This window comes from Streptomyces sp. NPDC021225 (genome assembly GCF_044332865.1).
In the GTDB taxonomy this organism is placed as follows: domain Bacteria; phylum Actinomycetota; class Actinomycetes; order Streptomycetales; family Streptomycetaceae; genus Streptomyces.
In genome coordinates, this window is the sequence record NZ_JBIRPV010000007.1 from 220,379 (window position 1) to 245,980 (window position 25,602).

Annotated in this window: 25 protein-coding genes; 9 read left to right on the plus strand and 16 right to left on the minus strand. The window is 72.0% G+C overall.

Annotated features, from left to right (window positions below):
- Positions 1-2: 2 nt before the first annotated feature.
- The 7 genes from ACH4S9_RS29840 to ACH4S9_RS29870 form a co-directional block, all read right to left on the minus strand.
- Entirely contained in the window at positions 3-1,382 is a 1,380-nt protein-coding gene (locus ACH4S9_RS29840; RefSeq protein WP_398374573.1) for a CoA transferase, read from the minus strand.
- A 71-nt stretch (positions 1,383-1,453) separates the two neighbouring features.
- Positions 1,454-1,717: a hypothetical protein gene (locus ACH4S9_RS29845; protein ID WP_398374574.1), complete on the minus strand. Its 264-nt coding sequence runs from the start codon at positions 1,715-1,717 to the stop codon at positions 1,454-1,456.
- Positions 1,718-2,136: 419 nt separating this feature from the next.
- Positions 2,137-3,156, minus strand: a complete 1,020-nt coding sequence (locus ACH4S9_RS29850; RefSeq protein ID WP_385340954.1) for a trypsin-like serine peptidase — start codon at positions 3,154-3,156, stop codon at positions 2,137-2,139.
- 225 nt (positions 3,157-3,381) lie between these two features.
- The gene (locus tag ACH4S9_RS29855) at positions 3,382-4,416 is read right to left on the minus strand and encodes an L-idonate 5-dehydrogenase (protein ID WP_398374888.1); all 1,035 of its coding nucleotides are present in this window, start codon (positions 4,414-4,416) and stop codon (positions 3,382-3,384) included.
- Between the two features lie 24 nt (positions 4,417-4,440).
- Positions 4,441-5,229: an SDR family oxidoreductase gene (locus ACH4S9_RS29860; RefSeq protein WP_311724249.1), complete on the minus strand. Its 789-nt coding sequence runs from the start codon at positions 5,227-5,229 to the stop codon at positions 4,441-4,443.
- Between the two features lie 90 nt (positions 5,230-5,319).
- Positions 5,320-6,717: a GntP family permease gene (locus ACH4S9_RS29865; RefSeq protein ID WP_398374577.1), complete on the minus strand. Its 1,398-nt coding sequence runs from the start codon at positions 6,715-6,717 to the stop codon at positions 5,320-5,322.
- 112 nt (positions 6,718-6,829) lie between these two features.
- On the minus strand, positions 6,830-7,339 hold the full coding sequence (locus ACH4S9_RS29870; RefSeq protein WP_358847022.1) for a gluconokinase: 510 nt from the start codon (positions 7,337-7,339) through the stop codon (positions 6,830-6,832).
- Between the two features lie 144 nt (positions 7,340-7,483).
- Between ACH4S9_RS29870 and ACH4S9_RS29875 the strand changes: the two genes are divergently transcribed.
- A complete protein-coding gene (locus ACH4S9_RS29875) occupies positions 7,484-8,185 on the plus strand; it encodes an FCD domain-containing protein (RefSeq protein WP_358847023.1) in 702 nt (233 codons plus the stop codon).
- A gap of 81 nt (positions 8,186-8,266) precedes the next feature.
- Here ACH4S9_RS29875 and ACH4S9_RS29880 read toward each other — a convergent pair whose 3' ends face one another.
- Entirely contained in the window at positions 8,267-9,712 is a 1,446-nt protein-coding gene (locus ACH4S9_RS29880) for an amidase (protein ID WP_398374579.1), read from the minus strand.
- A 158-nt stretch (positions 9,713-9,870) separates the two neighbouring features.
- Here ACH4S9_RS29880 and ACH4S9_RS29885 point away from each other — a divergent pair, with 158 nt between their 5' ends.
- Entirely contained in the window at positions 9,871-10,011 is a 141-nt protein-coding gene (locus ACH4S9_RS29885) for an SCO1431 family membrane protein (RefSeq protein WP_311724254.1), read from the plus strand.
- Here ACH4S9_RS29885 and ACH4S9_RS29890 read toward each other — a convergent pair.
- Positions 9,986-10,657: a hypothetical protein gene (locus ACH4S9_RS29890; protein ID WP_398374582.1), complete on the minus strand. Its 672-nt coding sequence runs from the start codon at positions 10,655-10,657 to the stop codon at positions 9,986-9,988. The two genes, ACH4S9_RS29885 and ACH4S9_RS29890, sit on opposite strands and share 26 nt — an antisense overlap.
- Positions 10,658-10,837: 180 nt before the next feature.
- Here ACH4S9_RS29890 and ACH4S9_RS29895 point away from each other — a divergent pair, with 180 nt between their 5' ends.
- Positions 10,838-11,569: a B3/4 domain-containing protein gene (locus tag ACH4S9_RS29895; protein WP_398374584.1), complete on the plus strand. Its 732-nt coding sequence runs from the start codon at positions 10,838-10,840 to the stop codon at positions 11,567-11,569.
- A gap of 80 nt (positions 11,570-11,649) precedes the next feature.
- Here ACH4S9_RS29895 and ACH4S9_RS29900 read toward each other — a convergent pair whose 3' ends face one another.
- The 3 genes from ACH4S9_RS29900 to ACH4S9_RS29910 all read right to left on the minus strand — a co-directional run bounded on the left by ACH4S9_RS29900 (position 11,650) and on the right by ACH4S9_RS29910 (position 14,767).
- On the minus strand, positions 11,650-12,369 hold the full coding sequence (locus tag ACH4S9_RS29900) for a helix-turn-helix domain-containing protein (protein ID WP_398374585.1): 720 nt from the start codon (positions 12,367-12,369) through the stop codon (positions 11,650-11,652).
- A 100-nt stretch (positions 12,370-12,469) separates the two neighbouring features.
- Positions 12,470-13,102: a SecDF P1 head subdomain-containing protein gene (locus ACH4S9_RS29905; protein ID WP_398374587.1), complete on the minus strand. Its 633-nt coding sequence runs from the start codon at positions 13,100-13,102 to the stop codon at positions 12,470-12,472.
- A gap of 75 nt (positions 13,103-13,177) precedes the next feature.
- The gene (locus ACH4S9_RS29910; protein WP_398374589.1) at positions 13,178-14,767 is read right to left on the minus strand and encodes a methylmalonyl-CoA mutase; all 1,590 of its coding nucleotides are present in this window, start codon (positions 14,765-14,767) and stop codon (positions 13,178-13,180) included.
- Between the two features lie 184 nt (positions 14,768-14,951).
- Here ACH4S9_RS29910 and ACH4S9_RS29915 point away from each other — a divergent pair, with 184 nt between their 5' ends.
- Positions 14,952-15,836, plus strand: a complete 885-nt coding sequence (locus ACH4S9_RS29915; protein WP_398374590.1) for a peptidoglycan-binding protein — start codon at positions 14,952-14,954, stop codon at positions 15,834-15,836.
- Positions 15,837-16,020: 184 nt separating this feature from the next.
- On the opposite strand, the gene ACH4S9_RS29920 is transcribed toward ACH4S9_RS29915, so the two are convergent.
- From ACH4S9_RS29920 to ACH4S9_RS29935, 4 genes are all read right to left on the minus strand, one after another.
- The gene (locus tag ACH4S9_RS29920; protein WP_398374592.1) at positions 16,021-17,406 is read right to left on the minus strand and encodes a hypothetical protein; all 1,386 of its coding nucleotides are present in this window, start codon (positions 17,404-17,406) and stop codon (positions 16,021-16,023) included.
- Positions 17,406-18,071, minus strand: a complete 666-nt coding sequence (locus ACH4S9_RS29925) for an RNA polymerase sigma factor (protein WP_311724625.1) — start codon at positions 18,069-18,071, stop codon at positions 17,406-17,408. The genes ACH4S9_RS29920 and ACH4S9_RS29925 overlap by 1 nt, the downstream gene beginning before the upstream one ends.
- 55 nt (positions 18,072-18,126) lie before the next feature.
- Complete coding sequence (locus ACH4S9_RS29930; protein WP_311724263.1) at positions 18,127-19,098, minus strand: DUF4328 domain-containing protein; 972 nt, start codon at positions 19,096-19,098, stop codon at positions 18,127-18,129.
- 390 nt (positions 19,099-19,488) lie between these two features.
- Positions 19,489-21,147, minus strand: coding sequence for a family 20 glycosylhydrolase (locus tag ACH4S9_RS29935; RefSeq protein WP_398374594.1), 1,659 nt, complete (start codon positions 21,145-21,147; stop codon positions 19,489-19,491).
- A 206-nt stretch (positions 21,148-21,353) separates the two neighbouring features.
- Here ACH4S9_RS29935 and ACH4S9_RS29940 point away from each other — a divergent pair, with 206 nt between their 5' ends.
- The 5 genes from ACH4S9_RS29940 (at position 21,354) to ACH4S9_RS29960 (ending at position 25,579) form a co-directional block, all read left to right on the plus strand.
- A complete protein-coding gene (locus ACH4S9_RS29940) occupies positions 21,354-22,010 on the plus strand; it encodes a 2-oxo-4-hydroxy-4-carboxy-5-ureidoimidazoline decarboxylase (protein WP_398374596.1) in 657 nt (218 codons plus the stop codon).
- 156 nt (positions 22,011-22,166) lie between these two features.
- A complete protein-coding gene (sdhC, locus tag ACH4S9_RS29945; protein WP_311724626.1) occupies positions 22,167-22,550 on the plus strand; it encodes a succinate dehydrogenase, cytochrome b556 subunit in 384 nt (127 codons plus the stop codon).
- 6 nt (positions 22,551-22,556) lie between these two features.
- The gene (locus ACH4S9_RS29950; RefSeq protein ID WP_311724266.1) at positions 22,557-23,027 is read left to right on the plus strand and encodes a succinate dehydrogenase hydrophobic membrane anchor subunit; all 471 of its coding nucleotides are present in this window, start codon (positions 22,557-22,559) and stop codon (positions 23,025-23,027) included.
- Between the two features lie 24 nt (positions 23,028-23,051).
- Positions 23,052-24,806, plus strand: a complete 1,755-nt coding sequence (gene sdhA, locus ACH4S9_RS29955) for a succinate dehydrogenase flavoprotein subunit (protein WP_311724267.1) — start codon at positions 23,052-23,054, stop codon at positions 24,804-24,806.
- Positions 24,806-25,579 carry a succinate dehydrogenase iron-sulfur subunit gene (locus tag ACH4S9_RS29960; RefSeq protein ID WP_311724268.1) on the plus strand — a complete coding sequence of 258 codons (774 nt, stop codon included), beginning with the start codon at positions 24,806-24,808 and terminating at the stop codon, positions 25,577-25,579. The genes sdhA and ACH4S9_RS29960 overlap by 1 nt, the downstream gene beginning before the upstream one ends.
- The last annotated feature ends 23 nt before the right edge of the window (positions 25,580-25,602 follow it).

A 25,602-nucleotide genomic window follows, 5' to 3' on the forward strand; every position in this document is an offset into this window, starting at 1 on the left:
GGTCAGAGCCACATCGGGCGGTCCGTGCCCCAGAGCGTGGGCGGGTGGGACCAGTCGCGCGGGGCGTCGGCGTGGCCGAGGGGTGGGCGGGCGTAGCGGAGGCGGCCGTACGGGGCGGGGCGCTCGGTCAGCCAGGGGGTGGGGTCGTAGGCGTCGCCGGGCGGGGTGGTGGGGGTGGCGGGAGTGATGCCGTGCATCAGCCAGGAGGCCGTGGCGGTCAGGGAGAGGCGCAGGTGGCGTCCGCCGCCGCTCTCCTGGCCCTCGGTCAGTGCGCGCAGGACCGCCGCGGCGAGCAGATAGCCGGTGCCGTGGTCCAGGGCCTGGGCGGGGAGTGCGCCGGGGTGGCCGTCGGGGGCGGCTTCGAGGGCGGCGATGCCGCTCGCGGCCTGGACGAGGCTGTCGAAGCCGCGCCGGTCGGCCCAGGCGCCGGACCAGCCCCAGGCCGACACCTGGGCGACGACGAGTCCTGGGCGGCGCTCCAGCAGGGCGTCCGGGGCGAGGCCGAGGCGCTCGAGGGCGCCCGGGCGGTAGCCGGTGACCACGGCGTCGGCGTGGGCGAGGAGTTCGTCGAAGGTCTGCCGGTCCCGGGGGTCGGCGAGGTCCAGCCGGGTGGAGCGCTTGCCGAAGCCGGTGTCGGCGTGGGCGTCCGGGGCCTCCGGCAGGCGCGGGGAGTCGACACGCAGCACATCGGCGCCGAGCAGCGCCAGGGTGCGGGTGGCCACGGGCCCGGCGATGACGCGGGTCAGGTCGAGGACCCGTACGCCGCTCGCGGGGAGGGGCGCGGGCGGCAGCGGGCGGGGGGCGGCGTCGCCGACCTGCCGGGACTCGATCAGCGTGGGTGCGGCTCCGGGGGCGGTCTGTGCGGGGGGCGCTACGGCCACGGCCAGGCCGCCCGCCTCGTACACCGTCTCCTGGATCCACTGCGCCGGGCGGCCCGCCAGCTCCTCCGCAAGGCGCTTGGCGAGGGCGTTCTCATCGCCTTCGTCCGCGATGCCGAGGGCGGCCAGCAGGCGGGCGCGGTGGTGCGGGTAGTTGGCGTGCGTGCGCACCCAGCCGTCGGCCGCGCGCCAGAAGCCGGACAGCGGCGCGAAGTTCACCGGCTTCCGGCCGTCGATCCGCAGATGCCGCTCGCTGACGAAGGCCGTGCCGACCGCGGCCTCCGACACCCGTACGGCGGACACCGCTCCCCCGGACCGCCGCGCCGCGAGCTCGGCGGCGGCAAGCGAGCACGCGCCGACGGTGGCGCGGGCCAGCTCCCGTACGGGCAGGCGGGAGGGCAGCACCCCGTCGGCCGGGACGTACGACACCGTCTGGAGCAGTTGCGGCGCGCCGCCCAGGGCCGCCCATGCGTGGGCGGTCGCCGCGTCGATTCGCTGGGTCATACGATCATTGTGCTCGGCGCGGGCAGGAAGACGCGGCCACCATCCGTGAGCTGACGCACACCGCCCAGGGTTCAGCCCGTCATCAGCGCGACCAGCGGAAGCAACGGAACCGCTTGAAATACCGCGGCTCGTCGCAACCGGGCGCACCACAAGGCGACGCCGATGATCACCACCGCACCGCACGCCGTGCCCAGCTCGGCCAGTGGCGGCTCGTACGGCTCGCCCTGGTTGTCCGCGTTCGCCGCCCACCCGGTCATCCCGACCGCCAGCCATCCGTAGCCCACGGCCAGGGCGTTGACCGGCAGCAGCGCGAGCACCGCGACCGTGTTCCTCATGCGGGTCATCCTCACCCCGGACATGGGCGAGCGCATGAGTATACGTACTTATTGACGTATTGACCCCGTCCGGTCGGCCTCGCCCTGGCCCATGGGGAGGCGCCCGATCTGCTCGACCCCGAGGGGCATATCCGGGCCGGTTACGGGGAGCGCGGGCTCTTCCTCGTCCGCCCCGATGGGTACATCGGTTTCGCGCGGACGAGGAAGCCGGGCTACGGGACTATCTGGCCGGACTCGGCGGCCAGGAGGTGTCCGGGGGATCTTTTCCCGCCCCGCCCCTTCCCCCGGAGCCGCATATCGGCAGGGGCCGGGAAGGGGCGGGGTGAGGCAGTGTCCGAGCGGCGGTCGATATGCGGCTCCGCCGCGCGGGGCTCCGCCGCGTGGGCCCGCCGCAGGCGTCAAGATCCGCCGGACAGGGCCTACGCCGCGCCCGCCTGACGGTAGAGATCCAGCGCCTCGTTCCCGAGCGTCGGGTGGTACTCGTTGTTGCCGGCGCTCACGCTGATGTTGCCGATGAGATAGCCGCCGCCGTTCGAGGTGTTGAAGTCGGCCAGGAAGCCGCCGCCGCTCGAACCCCCGGTCTGTACGCAGTCGATGCCCCACATCGTGGAGCCGGGCCGCCCCGCGTCGGGGTATTCGTCGCCCTCGCAGTGGTTCAGGCGCTCGCCGTTGCCCTCCGCGGCCGAGCCGCCGTAGCCGAAGGAGTGGACGTGGCGGCCGGTGGGCGAGTTGAAGGCGATGCCCTGGGCGCCCACGGTGTCGACCAGCGAGCGCCCGCTCACCTGGCCCATGACGGCGTAGGCGAGGTCCCAGTTGGCGTCGCCGCGCGTGGAGACGTACTGGCCGAGGTGGAAGAGCGACCTGGCGGTGAAGGTGCCGAAGGGGCGGTTGCCGTTGGCGTAGCCCGGGATGAAGACCCAGTTGCGGTAGACCTCGCCGGTGCCCGCGTCGACGACGCAGTGGCCGGCGGTGAGGACGACGGACTTGTTGTCCGCGTTGGCGACGGTGGCCGAGCAGGCGAACGTGCCCCCGGACGCGTTCTGGAAGAACACCTTGCCCGCCGTGGTGCTGATCAGGCCGCCCCCGGTCCAGGGGGTGGGCGAGGAGGCGGCCACCGAGGGGGCGGCGCCCGAGGGCGACACGGATTCGGGCGCGGACACCGGGGGGATCGTCACCCGCGGTCCGGCCGCCGACGGTCCAGCGGCCGACGACCGGGCGTCCGTGGTGCCGGTCTGCCGCGGCCCGGTCATGTCCCGCGCGGTGCGGAGGCGTTCGGCGGTCCAGAAGCGCAGCGCGGACCGCTGCTGCTCAGCGGAGAAGGAGGTCTCCTGCGCGGGCCCGGGCGGCGGGGGCGGCGCGGGAGCGGCCTGGGCGGTACCGAGGGTCCAGCCCATGGCGGCGACGGTTATCGCGCTCAAGAAGGTGATGGCACGTCTCATGGAAGGGGCTCCACGTCCGTTGAGGAGGGGGTGCGTGGTGCGTTCTGACTTGCCGCGCGAGCTGACCCGACAACGTTGTCCAACCCGCGCCGCGGAAAGCCTGCCACGATTGGCCTAGACATGTCCATGGCATGCGGCGCATCCGCGTCCGCATCCGCGTCCGCAAACGGCGGACGGCGTGGCGGAGTCAGCTCCGCCACGCCGCCCGCTCCGTACGGCTCAGCTCTACTTCTCGCCGAACTCCAGCAGCACCTTGCAGGAGCGGCTGCGGTCGGCGGCCAGCGCGAAGGCGTCGACCGACTCCTGCACCGGCCGGACCGCGCTGATCAGCGCCTCCAGGGACGGCTCGGCCGCCAGCAGCCGCAGGGCGTCGTCGAACTCCGTGTGGAAGCGGAACGCCCCGCGCACCTCGATCTCCCGGCTGACCAGCAGGTTCCCCGCGATCGGGCTCTGCCCGGGCGGCAGCATGCCCAGCTGTACGACGACGCCGCCGCGCCGTATTCGGCGCACACAGGTGTCCAGGCCGGCCGCCACACCGGACGCCTCGATCGCGACGTCCACCTCGTCGTCCGGCCAGTTCGGGTCGTCCGGGTCGTCGGCCCGTACGCACGCGGTGGCGCCGGCGGAGGCCGCGAACTCCAGGGCGCGCGGCAGCAGATCGGTCACCGTGATCTCCGCGGCGCCCGCCGCCCGCGCGGCGGCCACGACCAGACAGCCGATCGGCCCGGCGCCCGTGACCAGCACCCGACGGCCCTTGAGGTCACCGGCGCGCCGCACCGCGTGCAGGGCGACCGACAGCGGCTCCGCGAGCGCGGCGCGGCGCAGGTCGAGCCCCTCGGGCAGGGCCCGCAGCTGCTCCGCCGGGACGGCGATACGGGCCGCGAAGCCGCCCTGGACGTGCGGGGTCCGCGCCGCGCTGCCCAGGTAGCGGGTGTCACGGCAGACCTGGGCCCGGCCGTCCGCGCACTCCGGGCACACCCCGCAGGGCGTGGCCGGATGGACGGCGACGGGCGTGCCGGGCGCGGGTCCGCTCGCGCCCTCGCCGTACCCGACGACCGTGCCGACGACCTCGTGGCCCAGCACCATCGGCTCACTCAGCCGGAAGTCACCGACCCCGCCGTGGCGGTGGTAGTGCAGATCGGATCCGCAGATTCCGCCGTAGCGGATCGCGACGACGGCCTGCCCGGGAGCCGGACTCGGCTCGGGGAGCTCGTCGATCCGCAGATCGCCCTGCCCATGGATCACACAGCCCAGCACCATGTCTCCACCCATACCTCTCCGTGCTCAGAGCACGCTCGTCATGCCGCCGTCTATGTAAAGGATCTGCCCGCTGACGAAGTCCGCCGCGGGGGACGCGAGATACAGCAGCCCGCCGACCAGGTCCTCGGTCCGCCCCCAGCGGCCCGCCGGGGTCCGTCCGCGCACCCAGGCGCTGAACTTCTCGTCCTCGACGAGCGGCCGGGTCAGCTCCGTCTCGATATAGCCCGGGCCCAGCCCGTTGACCTGGATTCCGTACGGGCCCCAGTCGGCGCACATGCCCTTGGTGAGCATCTTCAGCGCGCCCTTGGTCGCCGCGTAGGGGGCGATGCCGGGGCGCACCACCTCGCTCTGGAGCGAGCAGACGTTGACGATCTTTCCGTGTCCGCGCTCGGTCATCCGCCGGGCGGCCTCGCGGCCCACCAGGAACGCGCTGGTGAGGTTGGTGTCCAGGATCTGGTGCCAGTCGGCGTCGGTGAACTCCAGCAGCGGGGCGCGGTTCTGCATGCCCGCGTTGTTGACCAGGATGTCGAGCGGGCCGACCCGCTCCTCCACCTCGGCGATCCCGGCGACGACGGAGGGTCCGTCGGTGACGTCGAAGGCGGCGGTGTGGACGGCGGCGGTGTTCCCCGTCGCCTCCACGGAATCCGCGAGTTCGGCCGCCGCGGCCTTGAGGCGTGCCGGGTCACGGCCGTTGAGCACCACCGTGCAGCCCGCCTCCAGCAGGCCCCGGGCGAGGGCGTGGCCGATGCCCCGGCTGGAGCCGGTGACGAGGGCGGTGCGGCCCGCGATGTCGAAGAGCGGATGTGTCGTCATGGGTGTGTGTTCCCCCATAGATCGCTGGATGGCCGGATCGTTGGACGGCCAGGTCGCTGAATGACCAGGTCGCGCTGGATGACCAGGTCGCTAGATGACCAGTGAGAGCAGCAGGACGAAGCCGAGCGAGACGACGGAGATGATGGTCTCCATCACCGACCAGGTCCGCACGGTCTGCCCGACACTCATCCCGAAGTACTCCTTGACCAGCCAGAACCCGGCGTCGTTGACATGGCTGAAGAACAGCGACCCGGCGCCGATGGCGAGCACGAGCAGCGCGGTGTGCGTGGTGCTCATATCGGCCGCGAGCGGGCCCATCAGACCGGCGGCGGAGATCGTGGCCACGGTGGCCGAGCCGGTCGCCAGCCGGATGCCGACCGCGATCAGCCAGCCGAGCAGCAGCGCGGAGACGTTCCAGTCCTTGGAGACGTCCATGATCATCTGACCGACGCCGATGTCGACCAGCGTCGCCTTGAAGCCGCCGCCCGCGCCGACGATCAGCAGGATGGAGGCGATGGGGGCGAGCGAGGTCTCGACCGTGGACGTCAGCCGGTCCTTGGTGAAGCCGGCCGCCCGGCCGAGCGTGAACATCCCGACGATGACGGCGGCGAGCAGCGCGATCAGCGGCGAGCCGACCACGTCCGCGACCCGCTGGACGCCGTTGGCCGGGTCGTCCACGACGATGTCGACGAGCGCCTTGCCGAGCATCAGGACCACGGGCAGCAGCACCGTGGCCACGGTGATCCCGAAGCCGGGGCGACGCTCCAGCTCCTCCGAGGGACGGGCCGGGATCAGCCGGTCGGGCGGGGTGACATCCACCCAGCGGGCGGCGACACGCGCGAAGAGCGGCCCGGCGATCACGACAGTGGGCAGCGCGACCAGCACGCCCAGCGCCAGGGTGACGCCCAGATTGGCCTTCACCGCGTCGATCGCGGCGAGCGGGCCGGGGTGCGGCGGCACCAGGCCGTGCATGACGGACAGGCCGGCGAGGGCCGGGATACCGATGCGCATCACCGAGTAGTTGCCGCGCTTGGCCACCAGCAGCACGACCGGGATCAGCAGCACCATGCCGACTTCGAAGAAGAGCGGCAGCCCGATGATGCCTGCGATCAGCGCCATCGCCCACGGCATGGTGCGCTTGTTCGCCTTGGCGAGGATCGTGTCGACGATCTCGTCCGCTCCTCCGGAGTCCGCGAGGAGCTTGCCGAGTATGGAGCCGAGCGCGATCAGCACGCCGACTCCCGCGACCGTGCTGCCGAGCCCGGTCGTGAAGCTGGCGATCGCCTTGTCCAGCGGCGCACCCGCGACGGCACCGAGGGCCAGCGAGCCGATGGTCAGCGACAGAAAGGCGTGCAGCTTGAACTTGGTGATGAGCAGGACGATGACGGCGATGCCGACGAGGACGGCGATTCCCAGCTGGGCGTGACCGGCCGACGTGATGGGGTCGACGGGATCCGCTGCCAGCATCTCGACGCTGAGACTGGTCACGGAGGTTTCCTTTGCGTGCGTGTCTTGGCCGTACGTTTGTTTATCCGGCTGTGCCGGGTATGCCAGGTGCGGCCCGGGGACGGGACAGGACGGGTCGGGTCGGGCGTTACCGCTACGGTTCGAGCCGCCGCAGTGCGGCGACGGCGCGCTCCGTGACGGTCTCGGGCTCGGGGGTGATGTCCACCGCGACGCCGTTCTCGTCCGGTTGCAGCGGTTCGAGGGTGGCCAACTGTGAGTCGAGCATCTTGCTGGTGAAGAAGTGGCCCTTGCGGGCCTCCATCCGCGCGGCTATCTGATCGCGGTCACCGGTGAGATGGAGGAAGAAGACATCGGGGGCGGCGGCACGGAGCCGGTCACGGTAGGCGCGCTTGAGCGCGGAGCAGCTGACCACCCCGCCACCCGCGGTGTGTTCGTGCGCCCACACGCCGATGGCGTCCAGCCAGGGCCACCGATCGTCGTCGTCGAGCGGGACACCGGCCGACATCTTGGCGATGTTGGCCGGCGGGTGGAAGTCGTCGGCCTCGGCGTACGGAACACCGAGCTCGGCCGCCAGCCGCTCGCCGACCGTGGTCTTGCCCGTGCCGGACACTCCCATGACGACGACAACCTGGGGGGTCTGCATGGATACCTCACTGTCTTCTCCGGCGCCGTCTTCATCGACCTCGACGCCGCGGCACACTCAACCCCACAGGTACGACGTATTCAAGAGTCCGTGACCTAAAAGTCATACTTATTTGAGATGCGACTCGGCACGTAAGGTGAGCCCATGGACAACCAGGGGCGTGGACTGCACGCACGCGTGCTGGCATCCCTCGGGCCCGCGATCACAGCAGGGGAATACCCGCCCGGCACCGTTCTGCGGACGGACGAGCTGGAGGAGCGCTTCGACGTCTCCCGGACCGTCGTGCGCGAGGCGGTGCGCGTGCTGGAGTCCATGCACCTCGTGGAGTCCCGCCGCCGGGTGGGGGTCACGGTGCGCCCGACCGAGGAGTGGGACGTCTTCGACCCGCAGGTCATCCGCTGGCGGCTGGCCGGCTCCGACCGGCCGCGCCAGCTGCGCTCACTGACCGCGCTGCGCTCGGCCATCGAACCGGCCGCGGCGGCGCTGGCCGCCGAGCACGCCACGCCCCAGCAGTGCGCCGAGATCACCGAACACGCCCTCAACATGGTGGCCACCTCACGCGGCCAGCAGCTGGCGGCCTATCTGGTCCACGACATCGCGTTCCACCGGGTGATCCTCAAGGCCTCGGGCAACGAGATGTTCGCGCGGCTCGGCGATGTGGTCGCGGAGGTGCTGACGGGGCGCACCCAGCACCAGGTGATGTTCAGCGACCCGGACCCGGAGGCGGTCACGCTGCACGTCCGGGTCGCCGAGGCCATCCGGGCGCGGGACGCGGTGCGGGCGGAGGCGTGCACCCGGGAGATCACGGTCGGCGCGCTGCGGGAGCTGGACATCCTGGCGCCGTGAAGCCGTGAAACCGTGACGCCGTGCCGCCGTGAAAGCGCGAGGCGGTACGGGCGCCCGTACGGCACGGGCATACGGGTGCCGTCAGCCCAACCCGGCGGCCCCCGCCCGCACCCCGCCCGGCCACCGCTCGTACCACCGCTGATCCGCCTCCAGCTGCGCGGCGAGCGAGATCAGCAGCGGCTCGCTGTTGGCGGGGCCCAGCAGCTGCGCGCCCACCGGCAGCGTCCCGTTCTCGTCGGCGAAGCCGGCCGGTACGTTCACGGCCGGCCACCCCAGGACGTTCCACGGCCAGGCGTACGGGCAGGCCGCGATCGTCGCCCGGTCGGTGTGCCAGCTGTTCAGCTCGGCCATGGTCCCGATCCGCAGCGGCGGGGTCGCGGTCGTCGGGGAGAGCGCCACGTCGAAGCCGTGGCCGTCGCGCGAGAAGAGCTCCCCGACCCTGCGCCGCAGCGGCTCCTCGGCCGCCCGGGCCAGACGCAGCGGCCTGCCGCCCAGCAGCCTGCCGTGCCGGACGGCGGTGAGGGTGCGTACGTCGAGCAGGGCCCGGTCCGGGACGTGCGAGGACCACTCCCACAGCCCCGCCATGGCCCGCGGCAGGAAGGACAGGCCGACCCCGACGCCGTAGCGCGGCTCGGCCTCCACGACCTCGTGGCCCAGCGCCGCCAGCCGCTCGGCGAGCCGTAGGACGGCGGCCCGGACGACCGGGTCGAGATGCTTGTGCGTGCCGGTGAACGGGGGCTTCAGGGAGAGCGCGACGCGCAGCCGCCCCGGGTCCCGGCGCACGGCGGACAGCACGTCCACCGGCGGCGGCTGGTGCAGATCGCCCGGGTGGCTGCCGGTCGCCGCGTTCAGCAGCAGGGCGGCGTCCTCGACCGTGCGGGCGAGGGACCCGTAGCAGGTGATGCCGTTGAACGCCTCGGCCTCCGGCCAGGTGGAGATCCGGCCGCGCTGCGGCTTGACGCCGATCAGATGGGTCCAGGCGGCCGGGATACGGACCGAGCCCGCCCCGTCCGAGCCGAGCGCGGCGGGCACCAGGCCCGCGGCGACCGCGGCCGCGGATCCGCCGGAGGAACCGCCCGGGGTGTGGTCCGGGTTCCACGGGTTGCGCGTCAGCCCGAAGGCCGGCCCCTCCGTGAAGGGCCACTGCCCCAGCTCGGGCGTGTTGGTCTTGCCCACGACGACGGCCCCGGCCGCCCGCAGCCGCCGCACCGCCTCGCAGTCCTCGGTCTTGGGCGGGAACTCCCCGCGGCACCCGAAGGCGGTCGGCTCGCCCGCCACATCCGCGTCGTCCTTGACCGCGATCGGCACCCCCAGCAGCGGCAGCCGCCGCCCGGCCGCCAGCAGCCGGTCGGCCTCGTCGGCCTCGCGGAGGGCCGCCTCGGCCCGTACCCGCCGGAAGGCGTTGAGCGTGCCCTGCGTTTCGGCGATGCGGTCCAGCGCCCGCTCGACCAGTGCGCGGGAGGACACCTCACCGCCGGCCAACGCACGGACCTGTTCACTCAAGCCTTGGGGAATGACGCTGGTCACGGCGGACCTCCTCGACTCGCTTCGCCCGTGCCCGTGGGCGGGGACCGGTGCACGTGAGTTCGGCCACTCCCGCTTTACCTCACGGGACGCGTGTGCGCACCCTGGGCCGGGTGACGGCTGCCTCATGCCGATCATCGCCGAGTGAGAAGGACACCCGCATGACCGACATCGCGGCACGCCGCGTGCGATTCCGGCACCGGACCGGCGGACCCTCCGACGACGGGCGGCTGGAGTCCGTCCTCGGCTGGGTGCTGACGGTCGTCATCGCGATGCTCACCGTCCAGCTCGGGCTGCTGTAGCCGCGGGAATCTCCTCCCGGCCGAGCAGTCGGCGGTCGAAGAACGCCACGAGGCGAGCCGCGGCCCCGTCTCCGTCTCCCTCTCCGTCCAGATCGGCGACCGCCTTGATCCTCGGGTCGTCGTACAGGGTCCCCAGGTCCGCGAGACGGCCCTCGGACCGGCCGCACAGCCCGATCCTGGACAGGTCCAGCAGGCCGGGGGCGAGCGAGGCGAGCTGGTCGAGCACGAACCGGACGTCCGCCACCCGGTCGTGCGGGAACTTCGCCGCCGGCGCGTCGTCGGCGTGGTCGATGAACACGACGACGTAGCCGTGCGAGGCCAGCTCGTCCACGAGCGGCGTGCCCGGCACACGCGCCTCGCCGACGCCGGGCGAGTAGAGCACCACGGGGCGCGGGCCGACCGGGTCCAGCACGGGCGGGGCGTCCTCGTGGGCGAAGCTCCCCGGGACCCGCTCGTACCCCTCCACCTCGCGGGCCGGGTAGCGGACGCCGACCATCAGCTCGCGGTACGGCCTGGACGGCACCCAGGCGTCGCACCGGTCGCGGTCGACCAGGTGCAGGAAGATCGCGCCGACGGGGTACCGGCCGGCCGGCGGTTCACTGCGGTGCGGCCTACGGCCGAGGGTGCCGATGGTGTATGTCGTCATGTGTCAGAGGATTCCGCGCCGGGCCGCCCGGCACCATGTGGGGAGCCCGCCGTCCTCGGGTGGAGCTGAGTCCACCTTGCCCCGGGACGCGAGTCCCGCAGCCACCCCTTCCGTCCACTGCACTGCACTCCACCGTATGGCATATTGGACTGCGGAGCCCGCAGACCCATAGGGAGAACCGTGACACTCGACGCAGCCGAATGGCTCGACTCGGCCACCATCGACCCCGCCGTCCTCGCGCTGCGCCCCGACTACCGCGCGCTCCTCCTCACCGCCGAGGGGCTGCGCCCCGGCCCCAGCGACGACTTCAGCGAGGGCATGCTCGCGGCGGCGGAGTCCACGGCGCGCGAGCTGCTGGGCGACGGGGCCGTGGAGGAGCACCCGCACATCGCCGCGTGGCGCGAGGCGTTCCGCGCCTTCGGCGCGAAGCCGCAGCGCACACGGCCCAGCGCGGAGGCGCTGCTGCGGCGGGTGGCGGCCGGGCTGCCCCGCGTGGACCGGCTCACCGACATCTACAACGCGATCTCCGTCGCCCATGTCCTGCCGCTCGGCGGCGAGGATCTCGACCACTACGCGGGCCCGGCGCGCCTGGTCCGCGCCGAGGGCGACGAGACCTTCGAGACCACGGCCGGCGGCGAGGCGGTCGTGGAGCACCCCGCGCCCGGCGAGGTGGTCTGGCGCGACGACGTGGGGGTCACCTGCCGCCGCTGGAACTGGCGCCAGTGCACCCGCACCCGGCTGACCCACGCCACCACCCGGGCCATGTTCGTCCTCGACGCCCTCGGGCCCATGGACGACGCCGCCCTGACCGCCGCCGGCGACGCGCTCGCCGCGGCCCTGACGGAGTGCTCCCCGGGCGTACGGATCCACTCCCGCCTGGTCACGGGCGCACGGCAGACGGTCACGGGCTAGGGTCCGGCGGGGTGGGGGCCGCGTCGATTTGCTGCTCCGCAGCGTGGCCGCCGCAGGCGTCAAGATCCGCTGGACAGGGCTCAGGTCGCCTGGGGTTTGGTGTGGAGGACTTCGCGGGCCTGTTCGGCGGCGCGGGCGACGGCTTCGCTGATGAAGTCGAGGTAGCGGGAGATGTTCTCGAGGCGGGTGCCGGCCTGGGTGCCCTGGCCGAAGATGCCGACGCCCTGCCGTGCGATCTCGCCGACCTGGGCGGTGGACCGGGCGCTGGCCATCATGGATTCGTACCAGATGTCGTCGTCGACGATGTAACGCTCGCGGCGGCGTTCGTCGCGTTCCCGGCGGACGAGTCCCTGGCTGTCGAGGAACGCGACCGCTTTGGAGATGGACGCCGGGCTGACCTGGAGTCGCTCGACGAGTTCGGATGCGGTGAGGCTGCCGCTGTCGCTGGTGATGAGGCAGGCCAGCACCCGGGACATCATCTTGGGTGTGCCCGACTGCATGAAGACGGTGGTGAGCGTCTCCTCGTACTCGCGCACGGCCTCGGCGTCGCGTCCGTGTGACGAGGGAACCGACTCCGCCCCTCGGGAGGGGGCGGGCCTGCGCCGGTGGGCGCGGCGTTCGGTGGCGCGGTGGGCCAGGTCGGCGCGGTAGGCGGTGGGGCCGCCGTTGCGCATCACCTCGCGGGTGACGGTCGAGGTCGGGCGGTCGAGGCGCCTGGCGATCTCCGCGTAGGCGAGGCCGTCGGCCAGCCCCAGCGCGATCTGCTGGCGTTCCTGCTGGGTGAGCCTGCCTCCCGGCATCGCGATTCTCCCCGGTGATCCTTGAGTAGTGGTCCCTGATCCCCCCAACGTAGCGTTTCTTGTGTCGGAAACAACGAGCGGAAACAACGAGCGGTGCGGCTCAGCCGCCGCCGAGGTCCCGGGCCAGCTGCTCCGCCTTGTCCCGGTCGAACGACCCGCTGATCTGGACCTTGCCTCCGGTGATGGCCGAGGCGACGGACGGGGCGGACAGCAGCTTGCCGCCGCGCACCATCGCGATCCGGTTCCGCGGGCTCTGCCGCCGCGCGACCTTGCCCGTCAGCTCGCCGAAGCGCGCGGCGTCCGCGCTGTCGAGGTCGATGTCCACGATGAAGCCCTGGCTGTACTGCTGGTCGAGGCTCGCCTTCACCGATTTGGTCCTGCGCACGGTCATCCCGGCGTCCGGATCGACGTGGAGACACGACTGCCCGGCTTGCTCGGCCTGGCCGGTCGCGCCCGTCTGCTCCGTCGGCGGGTCCGTGTACGCGTCGGTGGCGCCGCTCGGGCACGGACTGGGGTCCGCCCGCGTCACGGGGAGCAGCAGCAGCGGTGGCCCGCTCACCACGCCGCCCACGGCGGCGCCGCCGCCGCCGTCACCGCTCGGCGACGCGCCGCTCGCCGGCAGGCCGAACACGCCTCCGTCGCCACCGTCACCGTCGCCGCCGCACCCGGCGACCGCCGACGCCGCCAGCAGCAGCCCCGCCACCGCGGCGCCCCGCGCCCATCCGCTCCTCATCGGCCCACCCCCCGTGGTCCCCGGGCCCCCTGGCCCCGAGTCAGTCCTGAAAGTAGACCAGAAACCGTGACCCGGTCAGAAGGTATTGGCCGGGACGTACGTACCCCATACGTCCCGCAGCGCGTCGCACACCTCCCCCAGCGTGGCGCGGGCGGCGAGCGCGTCCTTCATCGGGTGGAGGACGTTCGCCGTCCCCGCCTCGCTCTCGGCGGCCTTCCTCAGCGCCGAAAGCGCCCTGCTCACCGCCGTACGGTCGCGCTCGGCACGCAGCCTCGCCAGGCGGTCCCGCTGCCGCTCCTCGATGGCCGGGTCCACGCGCAGCGGCTCGTACGGCTCCTCCTCCTCCAGCCGGAAGCGGTTGACGCCGACGACCACCCGCTCGCCCGCGTCCGTCTCCTGGGCGATGCGGTAGGCGTTGCGCTCGATCTGCTCCTTCTGGAAGCCCCGTTCGATGGCGGCCACGGCGCCGCCCAGGTCCTCGACCCGCCGCATCAGATCGAGGGCGGCGGCCTCGACGGCGTCCGTCAGCGACTCGACGGCGTACGAGCCGGCGAGCGGGTCGACCGTGGCCGTCACATCCGTCTCGTGGGCCAGCACCTGCTGGGTGCGCACCGCGAGGCGGGCGGACTTGTCGGTGGGCAGCGCGATGGCCTCGTCGAAGGCGTTGGTGTGCAGGGACTGGGTGCCGCCGAGGAGCGCGGCGAGGCCCTGGACCGCGACCCGCACCAGGTTCACCTCGGGCTGCTGGGCGGTGAGCTGGACCCCGGCCGTCTGGGTGTGGAAGCGCAGCATCTGCGACCTCGGATCGCGTGCGCCGAACTCCTCGCGCATGATGCGCGCCCAGATCCTGCGCGCCGCCCGGAACTTGGCGGCCTCCTCCAGGAGCGTCGTACGGGCGACGAAGAAGAACGACAGGCGGGGCGCGAAGTCGTCGACGGCCATGCCCGCGGCGAGGGCCGTGCGGACGTACTCGATGCCGTCGGCCAGCGTGAAGGCGATCTCCTGCGCGGGCGAGGCGCCCGCCTCCGCCATGTGGTAACCGGAGATGGAGATGGTGTTCCAGCGGGGGATCTCGGCCCGGCAGTACTTGAAGACGTCCGCGACCAGGCGCAGCGAGGGGCCCGGCGGGAAGATGTAGGTGCCGCGGGCGATGTACTCCTTGAGCACGTCGTTCTGGATGGTGCCGGTCAGGTTCCGGGCCGCCACGCCCTGCTCCTCGCCGACCAGTTGGTAGAGCAGGAGCAGCAGGGCCGCGGGGGCGTTGATGGTCATGGAGGTCGAGACCCGGTCCAGCGGGATGCCCGCGAACAGCGTCCGCATGTCCTCGATCGAGTCGATGGCGACGCCGACCTTGCCGACCTCGCCGTGTGCGAGCGGGGCGTCGGAGTCGTAGCCCATCTGGGTGGGCAGGTCGAAGGCCACGGACAGGCCGGTCGTGCCGTGGTCGATGAGCCGGCGGTAGCGGGCGTTGGACTCGGCGGCGGTGCCGAAGCCCGCGTACTGGCGCATCGTCCAGGGGCGGCCGGTGTACATCGAGGGATGGACGCCGCGCGTGTACGGGTAGGTGCCCGGCTCGCCCAGCGCCTCCTCCGGGTCCCAGCCGGCCGGCTCCCCGGGCCCGTACACCGGCTCGACGGGAAATCCCGACTCCGCATCGCGCGCCATGGGTTCGCTCCTCCTGCCGCTCCGGTCGCCGTGGTCCTCCACACAGCATGCGCCGATGTTCGCCGCGCGGCAGCCCCGGGAAGCATGGAAGACGGATAGCAACAGCGAACTGCGAACTGCGAACAGGCACAGAACTGCACAGCGACAGGACCGGGGCACGGACAGGGACTGGGGGATGGGGAGGATGCACCGGATAACGGTGGCCCGTACGGCGCTCGCCACGGCTGCGGTGGCGGCGCTGGTCACGGGGTGCAAGGAGCAGGGCCTGGCCGACACCGGGCACGCGCACGCGAAACCCGAGGTGCGTACGAGCAGCAGTGCGCCCGCCCACGCGGCACCGGCGAAGCCGCGGCCGCACAAGACCTGGAAGAAGCCGTCGCCCAGGGCGCCGCGCACCCACCGGGCCGTGCCGCCCCGGCGGACCGCCCCGCCACCACCGCCGGCGGTGATCGCCTTCGGCACGAGCGGCGAGCAGGTGCGCGAATTACAGGCGCGGCTGCGCCGGCTCGGCCTCTTCGACCGCAACCCGACCGGCTACTTCGGCACCGTCACGCGCTCCTCGGTGCAGGCGTACCAGCGCGCCCACGGGTTGACGGCCACCGGCTCGGTCGACCTGCGCACCTGGAACTCGGTGCGCGGCGCCACCAAGCGGCCCACCCGCGACGAGCTGTATCCGCCGACCACCAACCCGCTCGCCAAGCCCGACCCGCGCTGTATGACCGGGCGGGTGCTGTGCATCAGCAAGACGAGCCGCACGCTCGCCTGGATGGTGGGCGGCAAGGTGGTCTCGGCGATGGATGTGCGGTTCGGCTCGCAGTACACGCCGACGCGGGAGGGGCTGTTCAAGGTCGACTTCAAGAGCCGGGACCACGTCTCGACGATCTACGACACCCCGATGCCGTACGCGATGTTCTTCAGCGGCGGCCAGGCGGTGCACTACTCGGCGGACTTCGCGGCCCGCGGCTACAGCGGTGCCTCGCACGGCTGCGTCAACGTGCGGGACAAGGGCAAGATCGCCAGGCTTTTCGACCAGGTCCGGACGGGTGACAAGGTCGTGGTTTACAAGTAGGTCGCCGACCGACGGGCCGAGGAGAAGGGCGCGGGCAGGGCCGGGGGAACGTGCCCCGCCCGCGCCATATGCGCGGAGCCGTCGGTACGGGGGGAACCTCGGCTCCTGCGCTCGGCCGATGACCAGTCGGCCCGTTTCTTACAGCGTCACCGCCGAAAAAAACGTCACACCCGATTCCGGAACCTCACTGGGCGGGGGTCGAGGCGTCGTCCGCCGCGCCGTCGGTGGCGTCACCGGACGTCCCGGTCTCGCCGTCAGCGGTCCCGGTGGTGCCGTCAGGGGTCCCGGTCGGGCCGTCGGTGGACGGCGTCGCGTCGGGGGTCACCGGGTCGGACGAGGGCGGAGGCGGGGGTGCTGGGGGCGGCGGGGCGCCGTCAGTGCCCGTGCCCCCGTCCCCTTTTCCCGGGTCTGCTCCGCTGTTGTCGCCGCCGGAGTCGCCGGAGCCGCCCGAACCGCCGGAGTCGCCGGAGTCGCCGCCCTGGCCGTTGTCGCCGCTGCCGCCATTGCCGTTGTCGTGGCCGCTGCGCGGGACGCCCTCGTTGTCGCCGCCGTGCTCGATGACCTCGGCGCAGTAGCCGTCGATCGCGGTCACGCCGCCCGCGGCCCTCTCCAGCTTGCGCAGGTCCTTGTCGTCGACGGCCGCGCCGCCGTCCGCCGCTGCCACGTACTGGCGGCAGACGGTGAGCGACCAGCCCCCTCCGTCGGCGCCGTTCGAGCCCTGCCCCGAGGCGTCGTCGTGCTTGCCCTGGTCGTCGTGGATGTCCTCGTCGGCCTCGTCGCCGTCCGCGCCCTGCCCGTGGCCGGGTGAGGTGTGCGCGCCTCCGGAGCCGTACGAGCCGCCGTCGCTGGCATCGTTGTCGGCGGATCCGTCTTCTCTGGGGGGCGTCCGGCCGCCCGGGGAGAAGTTCGGCTCGGCCGACTCCCCGTCGGCGGTGTCGCTGGCGGACATGCTCACCTTGGGGCCCGGCGAGCCGTCATGCGTGCCGAACGGCAGTACGCCCGAGGCCGTCGCGACCGCGAATCCGCTGAGCGCACAGCCGGCCAGCGCGGCGACCAGTCCCGCATGCAGCGGCCGGCGCAGCCGCGCCGATCCGCCCGACGCGCCCGATCCGGCCGAGGGTCTCGTCAACCGGAACGGCCCGAGGGGCGCCGAGCCGCCGTCGGCGCCGAACCGTACCCGCATCGCGCGGGCGGCCCGGCCGATCTGCCCGGCCTGTCCGGCCCGTCGGGTCTCCGCGGCCCGCTCGGCCAGCGCCGCGCGGAACGCGGCCACCGCGGCCTCCTCGCCCGGGAGGGGCTTCTGGCCGTCGGCGGTGCCGTCCGCCGGGACCGGGCCGGACGTCTCGGCCATGGCGCCGAGCACGGCGGCCAGGGCCTCCGCCTCCCGCCGCGCCTGGCGCGACCGGCTCGGCTCACTCGACTCGCTCAGCCCGCTCGCGTCACCTGGATCACCCGGATCACCCGGATCGCCCGGATCGAGAGCGCTGGATCGCACCCACGCAGCCTCGCCACGAAGCAACCGCTCCGCGGCATCGTCATCCAGCCAGCTGTAGCGGTGGTCGTCGGCCATCACATGTCCTTCTGCGTCGGGGCGCCGGAATCCGTCACACCAGCGGACCTCGCGGTCCCTCTGCGTGACTCCCGCTGAAGCGGGACCCCGTCCAGTACCCCGTGCTCGGACCCTTTCCCGGCCTCGAGAAGGTCGGCCAGGCGCCGCAGTCCCCGGTGGGCGGCGGTGCGCACCGCGCCGGGGCGCTTGCCGAGCACCGCGGCCGCGCTCTTGGCGTCGAGCCCGAGGACCACCCGCAACACCACCGCCTCGGCCTGGTCCTGCGGCAGCTGGGCCACGAGCCCGAGCGCGCGGCCGGTGCCGAGCGCCTCCAGCGCCTGGTCCGCCGTGTCCACGTCGGACGCCCGGCCCTCCAGCTCGGTCTCGTCGCCTCCGATCGCCGGGCGCCGCCCGCGCATCCGGATGTGGTCGAGCGCCCGGTTGCGGGCTATGCGCGCGGCCCAGCCGCGGAAGCGGTCGGCGTCGCCGCTGAACCTGACCAGGTCCCGGGCTATCTGGAGCCACGCCTCGGAGGTGATGTCCTCCGCGTCGCCGTCGCCGACCAGCGTTCGCACATACCCCAGGAGGCGAGGGTGGACCGCTCGGTACACGGTCCGGAAAGCGGTCTCGTCTCCGTCCTGCGCCGCGCGCACCGCGACGGTCAGTTCCGCGTCGTCCCCGTGCACGCCCTCTACCTGCCCCACTCGGAGAATCGGAGGTCCAGCGATGCCGTAGTTGAGGCTAGCCGTGGCCATGGGGCGGATACGGCTGGTTCACCGGACCGGGCGGGCCGTAGGGCGGAGTTCCGTACGGAGGGACGGCCGCCCCGTACGGGGCCACCCCGCCGATCTGGGGCGGAAGGGACGCGCGCTGCTCCTGCATCGCGGTGATCTGGCGGACGAGCAGCAGCCCGAGGATGGCCGCCGCGATGGTGACGAGATACGCGAACATGATCAGGGCGAGCGCCGACGTCATGTCGTCGATGTGCCGGTTCAGCGAGAAGAAGCCGGCCTTGCGTGCCTCCCCGTTTGCCTGGCCGAACTGCAAGAGGCCCACGAAGAACGTCACCCCTCCGACGATCCATGTCACCCACCACCCGTTGAGCAGGCCGCGCCGTACGTTGTGCGGCCCCTGCGGGGAGCTGGCTCGCCAGATGTCATTGGCGATCTGCTTGGGGAACCACAGGTTGACGACCGGGGTGAACCAGGACCCGGCGGCCCAGCCGCTGCCGAAGCGGTGCTGTCCGGGGGCGTAGACCTCGGCGTTCAGCCGCAGCCGGCGGAACCAGATCGGCCAGACGACGGCGACCGCGATCATGACCGCCGTCGAGAGGTAGAAGGAGACCGCGGCGAAGTCGTCGGCGTCATTGGCCTCCTCGACGGTCACGCTCCGCCCGTCGACGAGATCCGAGTACACGCCGTACTGGCTCGCCCGTCCGGCGAACGCCAGAATCAGCGCGGCGATGGTCACGCCGAACAGCACCACCAGCGCGGTCGACAGCCCGCGTCGCAGATCCACCCCGCCGGCCGGCATCCCCATGCCCGGGGCGGACGGATAGGAGAGGGGCGGTGCGGGCGGCAGGGGCCCCTGCCCCTGCGGAACATGCGGCATAGGCTGCTGGGGCTGCTGCTGCGGGGGCGGCGGCGGCTGTTGCTGGAGCTGCTGCTGGTAGGTCCCGCATGCGGCGCAGCGCCCGTCGGGGCCGACGGCCACGGCACGGCAGTTCCCACACGGATACATGTTTGGAGTCCCCCTGGGCACATGGCCCCGTCTCAGGCCACGCAAGGAATAAACAACACACCGCGCCCACCGGCGCGGACCTGCACGTTACGGGGATTCGACCGGTCACGTCCAGAGCCGGACCGGGCACCGGACGCGGCCCGGGGCCTTCCGGTCCCGCCCGCGGAGGGACTCGGTCGCGTCCGCGGGAGGTGTGACGGAATCGAGGCGTGCGACGCTGTAGGGAATACGGGTCCTTGGCGGGCCCGTACCGGACGGCGGTCGGGGCCTCTCCTGTGGGGGGTGGCGGCCCCGACCGTCCCTCCGACTTCTCGGACCTCTCTCCGACTCATCCGGTCGCCCCGGTCAGGGGCCCGCGGAAGCTCACTTCGTCAGCCGGGCGCGGAGAGCGGTGAAGTTCTTCCAGCTCAAGGGCGGCTTCCCGGGAGTCCACAGCTTCTGGGCCAGTGCCGCGAGCGGCAGCCTGATGCCGTCGGCCACCTGCGTCGGCGTCTGCGCGTTCGCGATGTCGCACCACACCGCGAAGCGCGCGCCCTGTATTCGGGAGGGACCGGTCAGCGCCGGGTCCTTGACGGGCGTGGTGCCGCGCAGGACCGCCGGGGTCCACTCCTCGTATATACGTCGGCCGGTCGGGTAGCGGAAGTTGTTCGGCTGGCCCAGCACGTAATAGAGGTATTCGTCGTTGAGGTTGACCACCGTGCGCCCCTCGCGCAGATACTCCTCCGGCTTTCGCGCCCCGCTCTCCCGGCCCGTCCAGTACTCGACCTGGATGTCCCGGGCGGGGGTGACCACGCCGCCGGCGAAGAAGCCGTCGTTCCATGCCTTGGGCACCTTGCCCAGCTCTCGCGCGACCGCCGCGCGGGCGTTGAGCCAGGCGGTGGCCAGGTCCTGGATGCGCCCCTTCGGCCCGTAGGCGAGCCGGGCGGCGGTGGCCAGGGCCGGATAGGTGGCCTCGGGGTTCCGTGACATCAGCGCGCCGTACTCGTCGCCGCCCAGGTGCCAGTACCGGCCGGGGAAGAGCGGCGCGAACTCGCGCATCAGATCGTCCACGATGCGCGCGGCGGCCGGGTTCGTGATGTCCACGGCGCCGCGGAACGCGGCCCCGGTCGCGGTGCGCAGCTGGAGCGCGGGGTGTGCGCGGATGACCGCGCCGAGGTGGCCGGGCGAGTCGATCTCGGGGATGACGGTGATGTGCAGGCTCTGGGCGAGGCGCACGATGTTGCGCAGCTCCTGCTTGGTGAGGTGCTGGGGCGCCACGATCTCCGGGTGCGAGCTGCTCTGGATCCGGAAGGCCTGATCGTCGGAGAAGTGCAGGCCGAGCTGGTTGAGCTTGAGGTCGGCCATCTCGCGCAGCCGGGCCTCGATCCAGGAGGGCGGGAAGTACTTGCGGGCGATGTCGAGGTTGAGGCCGCGCTGTGAGCGGTCGGGCCAGTCGCGGATCACGCCCTGCGGCAGCCGGTCCCCGGAGCGCAGCGCCTGCTTGACGGTCCGGGTGCCGTAGAAGACGCCGGTGTCGGTGGAGCCGGTGATCAGGGCCCGGCCGTCGCGCACGGTGAGGACGTACGCCTCGGCGCCGCCGCTCTGCTTGGGGCGCAGCGCGAGCTGGAGATCGCCGCGCCGGACGGGGCCCGAGCTGACGGGTATGCCCAGCTCGCGGGCTATCAGCCCGGCCTCGTCGGCGAGCGGGCCGCGGGTGTCGGCGACGACGCGGCTGCGCGCGCCGGGCCGCCAGCCGGGGCCGGCCTTGGGGGTGAAGCTCCGGACGGACGGGATGGTGCGGGGCGCGGCGGGGAGGGTGGTCGGGCTGGCCGGGGGGCGCGGCGTGGCGGTGGTGGGGCGGGGGCTCGGGGTGGCCCGGGGGCGGCCGGTGGCCGTGGCGGTGGGGCTCGGGCTGTGGGTGGTGGTGGCCGGGTGCCCGCCCTTGCCGCCCTCGTGCCCGCAGCCGGTGACCAGGGTGAAGGCCGCGGCCAGGGCCGTGACGGCGCCCAGTCCCTTGCGCCCCAGTCGTCCACCGCATGCCATGAAACCGCCCCTTCCGGGTGAATTTCGCACAGCCGCCGGACAGTGACTGACACATATCGTTACCTTGAACTGCCGATCGCACCACTTCAAACCCTCGCGCCCCTTACATCCCCAGCACCACCTTCATCCCCCACATCACCTTCATCACCATTCACACCCTTGTACCGCCCGCGCCGCCGGGCCCGCCACGCGTGTCCAAGGAGCCCATGCTGTCCAGGCCCAGCGACTCCCCGCGCACCCCGTCCGCGCCCCGCATCCTTCGCTCTCCCCGTTCTTCCCGCTCCGCCCGGCCGCCCGGCCAGCGCGCCTCCGCCGCGCAGGCACCGCCCGCCGCGACAGGCGATGCCGCTCTGCTCGGCCACCTCAACGCCGCCCCGGCCGGCGTCGCCGAGGGCGCGCTGCTCGCCTGCTGTGGCAGCCGCCGCTGGGCGCGGCTGATCGCGGCCCACCGCCCGTATCCGGATCTCGGCGCGCTGCTCGCCGCCGGCGACGAGGCCAGCTACGACCTCTCCCCCGCCGACCTCGACGAGGCCCTCGCCGACGAGGCGGTGGTCGAGCAGTTGCCGGCTGTCATCCCCATGGACGGTGCGGGGGCGCTGGCCGCGCACACCGCGCTGCGGGCCGCCCACGCCGAGTACGAGCGCCGCTTCGGCCATGTCTTCGTGATCTGCCTGGACGGGCTGCACCCCGACGAGATGCGGAACCGGGTGCTGGCCGAAATACATGCCCGGCTGGACAACGAGCGGGACGCCGAGCGGGCCAAGGCGGCCGAGGAACTGCGGCGGATCGCGCGCGGCAGGCTCGTACGGCTGATTTCGGGCCCTCTACAGCTGTCCGGAATCCCACGGTTCCGCCCCGCCTGATATAGGCCGTACGTGCCTGATCGATCACACTGACGCCCCCCGGGCGAGCGAGCCGACAACACGTCGCTACGATGGCCAGGGCCGGTGGACCATACCCGGCCGGGCCCGACCGACAGAAGCCGGCAGGCCCCAATCCCCGTTTCCGGAGGGTTTTCCGTGCCGGCTGGAACGCTGTATCGCGGCCGGGAAGGCATGTGGTCCTGGGTGGCTCATCGAGTCACCGGCGTCCTCATCTTCTTCTTCCTGTTCGTCCACGTGCTGGACACCTCGCTCGTTCGCGTGTCGCCCGAGGCCTACGACGACGTCGTGGCCACATACAAGAATCCGATCGTGAACGTGATGGAGTACGGCCTGGTGGCCGCCATCCTGTTCCACGCTCTCAACGGTCTGCGCGTCATCGCCGTGGACTTCTGGTCGAAGGGCCCGAAGTACCAGAAGCAGATGCTGTGGAGCGTTGTCGGCGTCTGGGTCGTGCTGATGGCCGGTGCCTTCTATCCGGTTCTGGAGCACACCCTGCGCCAGCTGTTCGGGAAGGGCTGACGCGAGATGTCCGCCGAGACCACCACCCCCGCGACCGACAGCGTCCACCAGTACGACGTGGACCACCCCGCGCCGCTCATCGAGCCGCCGCGCGCCCGTACCCGTAAGACGCCGAAGGCGACGCGCACCAACTTCGAGATGTACGGCTGGCTGTTCATGCGGCTGTCCGGCATCGTGCTGGTCGTGCTCGTCCTGGGCCACCTGCTGATCCAGCTGGTCCTCGACGGCGGTGTTTCCAAGATCGGCTTCGCCTTCGTGGCCGGCCGCTGGGCCTCGCCGTTCTGGCAGGCATGGGACCTGATCATGCTGTGGCTCGCCACGCTGCACGGCGCGAACGGCTTGCGCACGGTCATCAACGACTACGCGGAGCGGGACAACACCCGCCTGTGGCTGAAGGGGCTGCTCTACACGGCGGCAGGATTCACCATTGTGCTCGGCACTCTGGTGATCTTCACCTTCGACCCGAACATCCGCTAGGCCCCGGGGCTGAGGTATCCACTCATGAAGATCCACAAGTACGACACCGTCATCATCGGCGCCGGCGGCGCCGGGATGCGCGCGGCCATCGAGTCGACGAAGCGCAGCCGCACCGCGGTGCTGACCAAGCTCTACCCGACCCGCTCCCACACCGGCGCCGCCCAGGGCGGCATGGCCGCCGCCCTCGCGAACGTCGAGGAGGACAACTGGGAGTGGCACACCTTCGACACGATCAAGGGCGGCGACTACCTGGTCGACCAGGACGCCGCCGAGATCCTGGCGAAGGAGGCCATCGACTCGGTCCTCGACCTGGAGAAGATGGGCCTGCCGTTCAACCGGACCCCGAACGGCACCATCGACCAGCGCCGCTTCGGCGGCCACAGCCGTAACCACGGCGAGGCCCCGGTCCGCCGGTCCTGCTATGCCTCGGACCGCACCGGCCACATGATCCTCCAGACGCTGTACCAGAACTGCGTGAAGGAGGGCGTGGAGTTCTTCAACGAGTTCTACGTCCTGGACCTGCTGCTCACCGAGGTCGACGGCGTCCAGCGCACCGCGGGCGTGGTGGCGTACGAGCTGGCCACCGGCGAGCTCCATGTCTTCCAGGCGAAGGCCGTCGTCTTCGCCTCGGGCGGCTGCGGCAAGTTCTTCAAGGTGACCTCCAACGCCCACACCCTGACCGGTGACGGCCAGGCGGTCGCCTACCGGCGCGGGCTGCCGCTGGAGGACATGGAGTTCTTCCAGTTCCACCCGACCGGCATCTGGCGCATGGGCATCCTGCTCACCGAGGGCGCCCGCGGTGAGGGCGGCATCCTGCGCAACAAGGACGGCGAGCGCTTCATGGAGAAGTACGCGCCCGTCATGAAGGACCTCGCCTCCCGCGACGTCGTCTCCCGCTCCATCTACACCGAGATCCGGGAAGGCCGCGGCTGCGGTCCCGAGGGCGACCACGTCTACCTGGACCTGACCCACCTGCCGCCGGAGCAGCTGGACGCCAAGCTGCCCGACATCACCGAGTTCGCCCGGACGTACCTGGGCATCGAGCCCTACACGGACCCGATCCCGATCCAGCCCACCGCGCACTACACGATGGGCGGCATCCCGACCAACGTCCAGGGCGAGGTGCTGTCCGACAACGACACCGTCGTGCCGGGCCTGTACGCGGCGGGCGAGGTCGCCTGTGTCTCCGTGCACGGCGCCAACCGCCTGGGCACCAACTCGCTGCTCGACATCAACGTCTTCGGCCGCCGGGCCGGCATCGCCGCCGCCGAGTACGCCGCCGAGAACGACTTCGTCGAGCTCCCCGACGACCCGTCCCGGCTCGTCCAGGACCAGGTCGAGGGGTTGCGGAACGCCACCGGCAGCGAGCGGGTCGCCGAGGTCCGCAAGGCGCTCCAGGAGACCATGGACAAGAACGTCATGGTCTTCCGCACCGAGCAGACGCTGAAGGAGGCCGTCGAGGAGATCGGCCACCTGCGCTCGCGCTTCAAGAACATCAGCGTCCAGGACAAGGGCAGGCGGTTCAACACCGACCTGCTGGAGGCCATCGAGCTGGGCAACCTGCTGGACCTGGCCGAGGTCATGGCCGTCTCCGCCCTGGCCCGCAAGGAGTCGCGCGGCGGCCACTACCGCGAGGACTACCCGAACCGCGACGACGTCAACTTCATGCGCCACACCATGGCGTACCGCGAGGTGGGCGCCGACGGTTCCGATTCCATCCGCCTCGACTACAAGCCGGTCGTGCAGACCCGCTACCAGCCGATGGAGCGTAAGTACTGATGAGCACCCCCACGCTTGACAAGCCCTCCGAGGCTCCGGAGGCGGCCGAGGCCAACGCTTCGCACCTGATCACGGTCACCTTCCGGATCCGCCGCTTCAACCCGGAGGTCTCCGCGGATGCGTTCTGGGAGGACTTCCAGATCGACATCGATCCGAAGGAGCGCGTCCTCGACGGGCTTCACAAGATCAAGTGGGATCTGGACGGCACCCTGACCTTCCGCCGCTCCTGCGCCCACGGCATCTGCGGCTCCGACGCCATGCGGATCAACGGCCGCAACCGGCTTGCCTGCAAGACGCTGATCAAGGACATCAACCCTGAGAAGCCCATCACGGTCGAGGCCATCAAGGGCCTCACGGTCCTCAAGGACCTGGTCGTGGACATGGAGCCGTTCTTCCAGGCGTACCGCGATGTGATGCCCTTCCTGATCACGACGGGCAATGAGCCGACGCGTGAGCGCCTCCAGTCCGCCGAGGACCGCGAGCGCTTCGACGACACCACCAAGTGCATCCTGTGCGCCGCGTGCACCTCCTCGTGCCCGGTGTTCTGGAACGACGGCCAGTACTTCGGCCCGGCGGCGATCGTCAACGCGCACCGCTTCATCTTCGACTCGCGCGACGAGGGCGGTGAGCAGCGCCTGGAGATCCTGAACGACAAGGACGGCGTCTGGCGCTGCCGCACCACCTTCAACTGCACGGAGGCCTGCCCGCGTGGCATCGAGGTCACCAAGGCGATCCAGGAGGTGAAGCGCGCGCTCATCACGCGGCGCTTCTGATCCCTGGTCGTGGATCCGCTCAG

What these genes read in the sequence shown, in the direction of transcription:
- ACH4S9_RS29840 (WP_398374573.1), bottom strand. Translation starts at nt 1,382, where the DNA reads ATGACCCAGCGAATCGACGCGGCGACCGCCCACGCATGGGCGGCCCTG.
- ACH4S9_RS29845 (WP_398374574.1), bottom strand. Translation starts at nt 1,717, where the DNA reads ATGAGGAACACGGTCGCGGTGCTCGCGCTGCTGCCGGTCAACGCCCTG.
- ACH4S9_RS29850 (WP_385340954.1), bottom strand. Translation starts at nt 3,156, where the DNA reads ATGAGACGTGCCATCACCTTCTTGAGCGCGATAACCGTCGCCGCCATG.
- ACH4S9_RS29855 (WP_398374888.1), bottom strand. Translation starts at nt 4,416, where the DNA reads ATGGTGCTGGGCTGTGTGATCCATGGGCAGGGCGATCTGCGGATCGAC.
- ACH4S9_RS29860 (WP_311724249.1), bottom strand. Translation starts at nt 5,229, where the DNA reads ATGACGACACATCCGCTCTTCGACATCGCGGGCCGCACCGCCCTCGTC.
- ACH4S9_RS29870 (WP_358847022.1), bottom strand. Translation starts at nt 7,339, where the DNA reads ATGCAGACCCCCCAGGTTGTCGTCGTCATGGGAGTGTCCGGCACGGGC.
- ACH4S9_RS29875 (WP_358847023.1), top strand. Translation starts at nt 7,484, where the DNA reads ATGGACAACCAGGGGCGTGGACTGCACGCACGCGTGCTGGCATCCCTC.
- ACH4S9_RS29885 (WP_311724254.1), top strand. Translation starts at nt 9,871, where the DNA reads ATGACCGACATCGCGGCACGCCGCGTGCGATTCCGGCACCGGACCGGC.
- ACH4S9_RS29890 (WP_398374582.1), bottom strand. Translation starts at nt 10,657, where the DNA reads ATGACGACATACACCATCGGCACCCTCGGCCGTAGGCCGCACCGCAGT.
- ACH4S9_RS29900 (WP_398374585.1), bottom strand. Translation starts at nt 12,369, where the DNA reads ATGCCGGGAGGCAGGCTCACCCAGCAGGAACGCCAGCAGATCGCGCTG.
- ACH4S9_RS29905 (WP_398374587.1), bottom strand. Translation starts at nt 13,102, where the DNA reads ATGAGGAGCGGATGGGCGCGGGGCGCCGCGGTGGCGGGGCTGCTGCTG.
- ACH4S9_RS29910 (WP_398374589.1), bottom strand. Translation starts at nt 14,767, where the DNA reads ATGGCGCGCGATGCGGAGTCGGGATTTCCCGTCGAGCCGGTGTACGGG.
- ACH4S9_RS29915 (WP_398374590.1), top strand. Translation starts at nt 14,952, where the DNA reads ATGCACCGGATAACGGTGGCCCGTACGGCGCTCGCCACGGCTGCGGTG.
- ACH4S9_RS29920 (WP_398374592.1), bottom strand. Translation starts at nt 17,406, where the DNA reads ATGGCCGACGACCACCGCTACAGCTGGCTGGATGACGATGCCGCGGAG.
- ACH4S9_RS29935 (WP_398374594.1), bottom strand. Translation starts at nt 21,147, where the DNA reads ATGGCATGCGGTGGACGACTGGGGCGCAAGGGACTGGGCGCCGTCACG.
- ACH4S9_RS29940 (WP_398374596.1), top strand. Translation starts at nt 21,354, where the DNA reads ATGCTGTCCAGGCCCAGCGACTCCCCGCGCACCCCGTCCGCGCCCCGC.
- ACH4S9_RS29950 (WP_311724266.1), top strand. Translation starts at nt 22,557, where the DNA reads ATGTCCGCCGAGACCACCACCCCCGCGACCGACAGCGTCCACCAGTAC.
- sdhA (WP_311724267.1), top strand. Translation starts at nt 23,052, where the DNA reads ATGAAGATCCACAAGTACGACACCGTCATCATCGGCGCCGGCGGCGCC.
- ACH4S9_RS29960 (WP_311724268.1), top strand. Translation starts at nt 24,806, where the DNA reads ATGAGCACCCCCACGCTTGACAAGCCCTCCGAGGCTCCGGAGGCGGCC.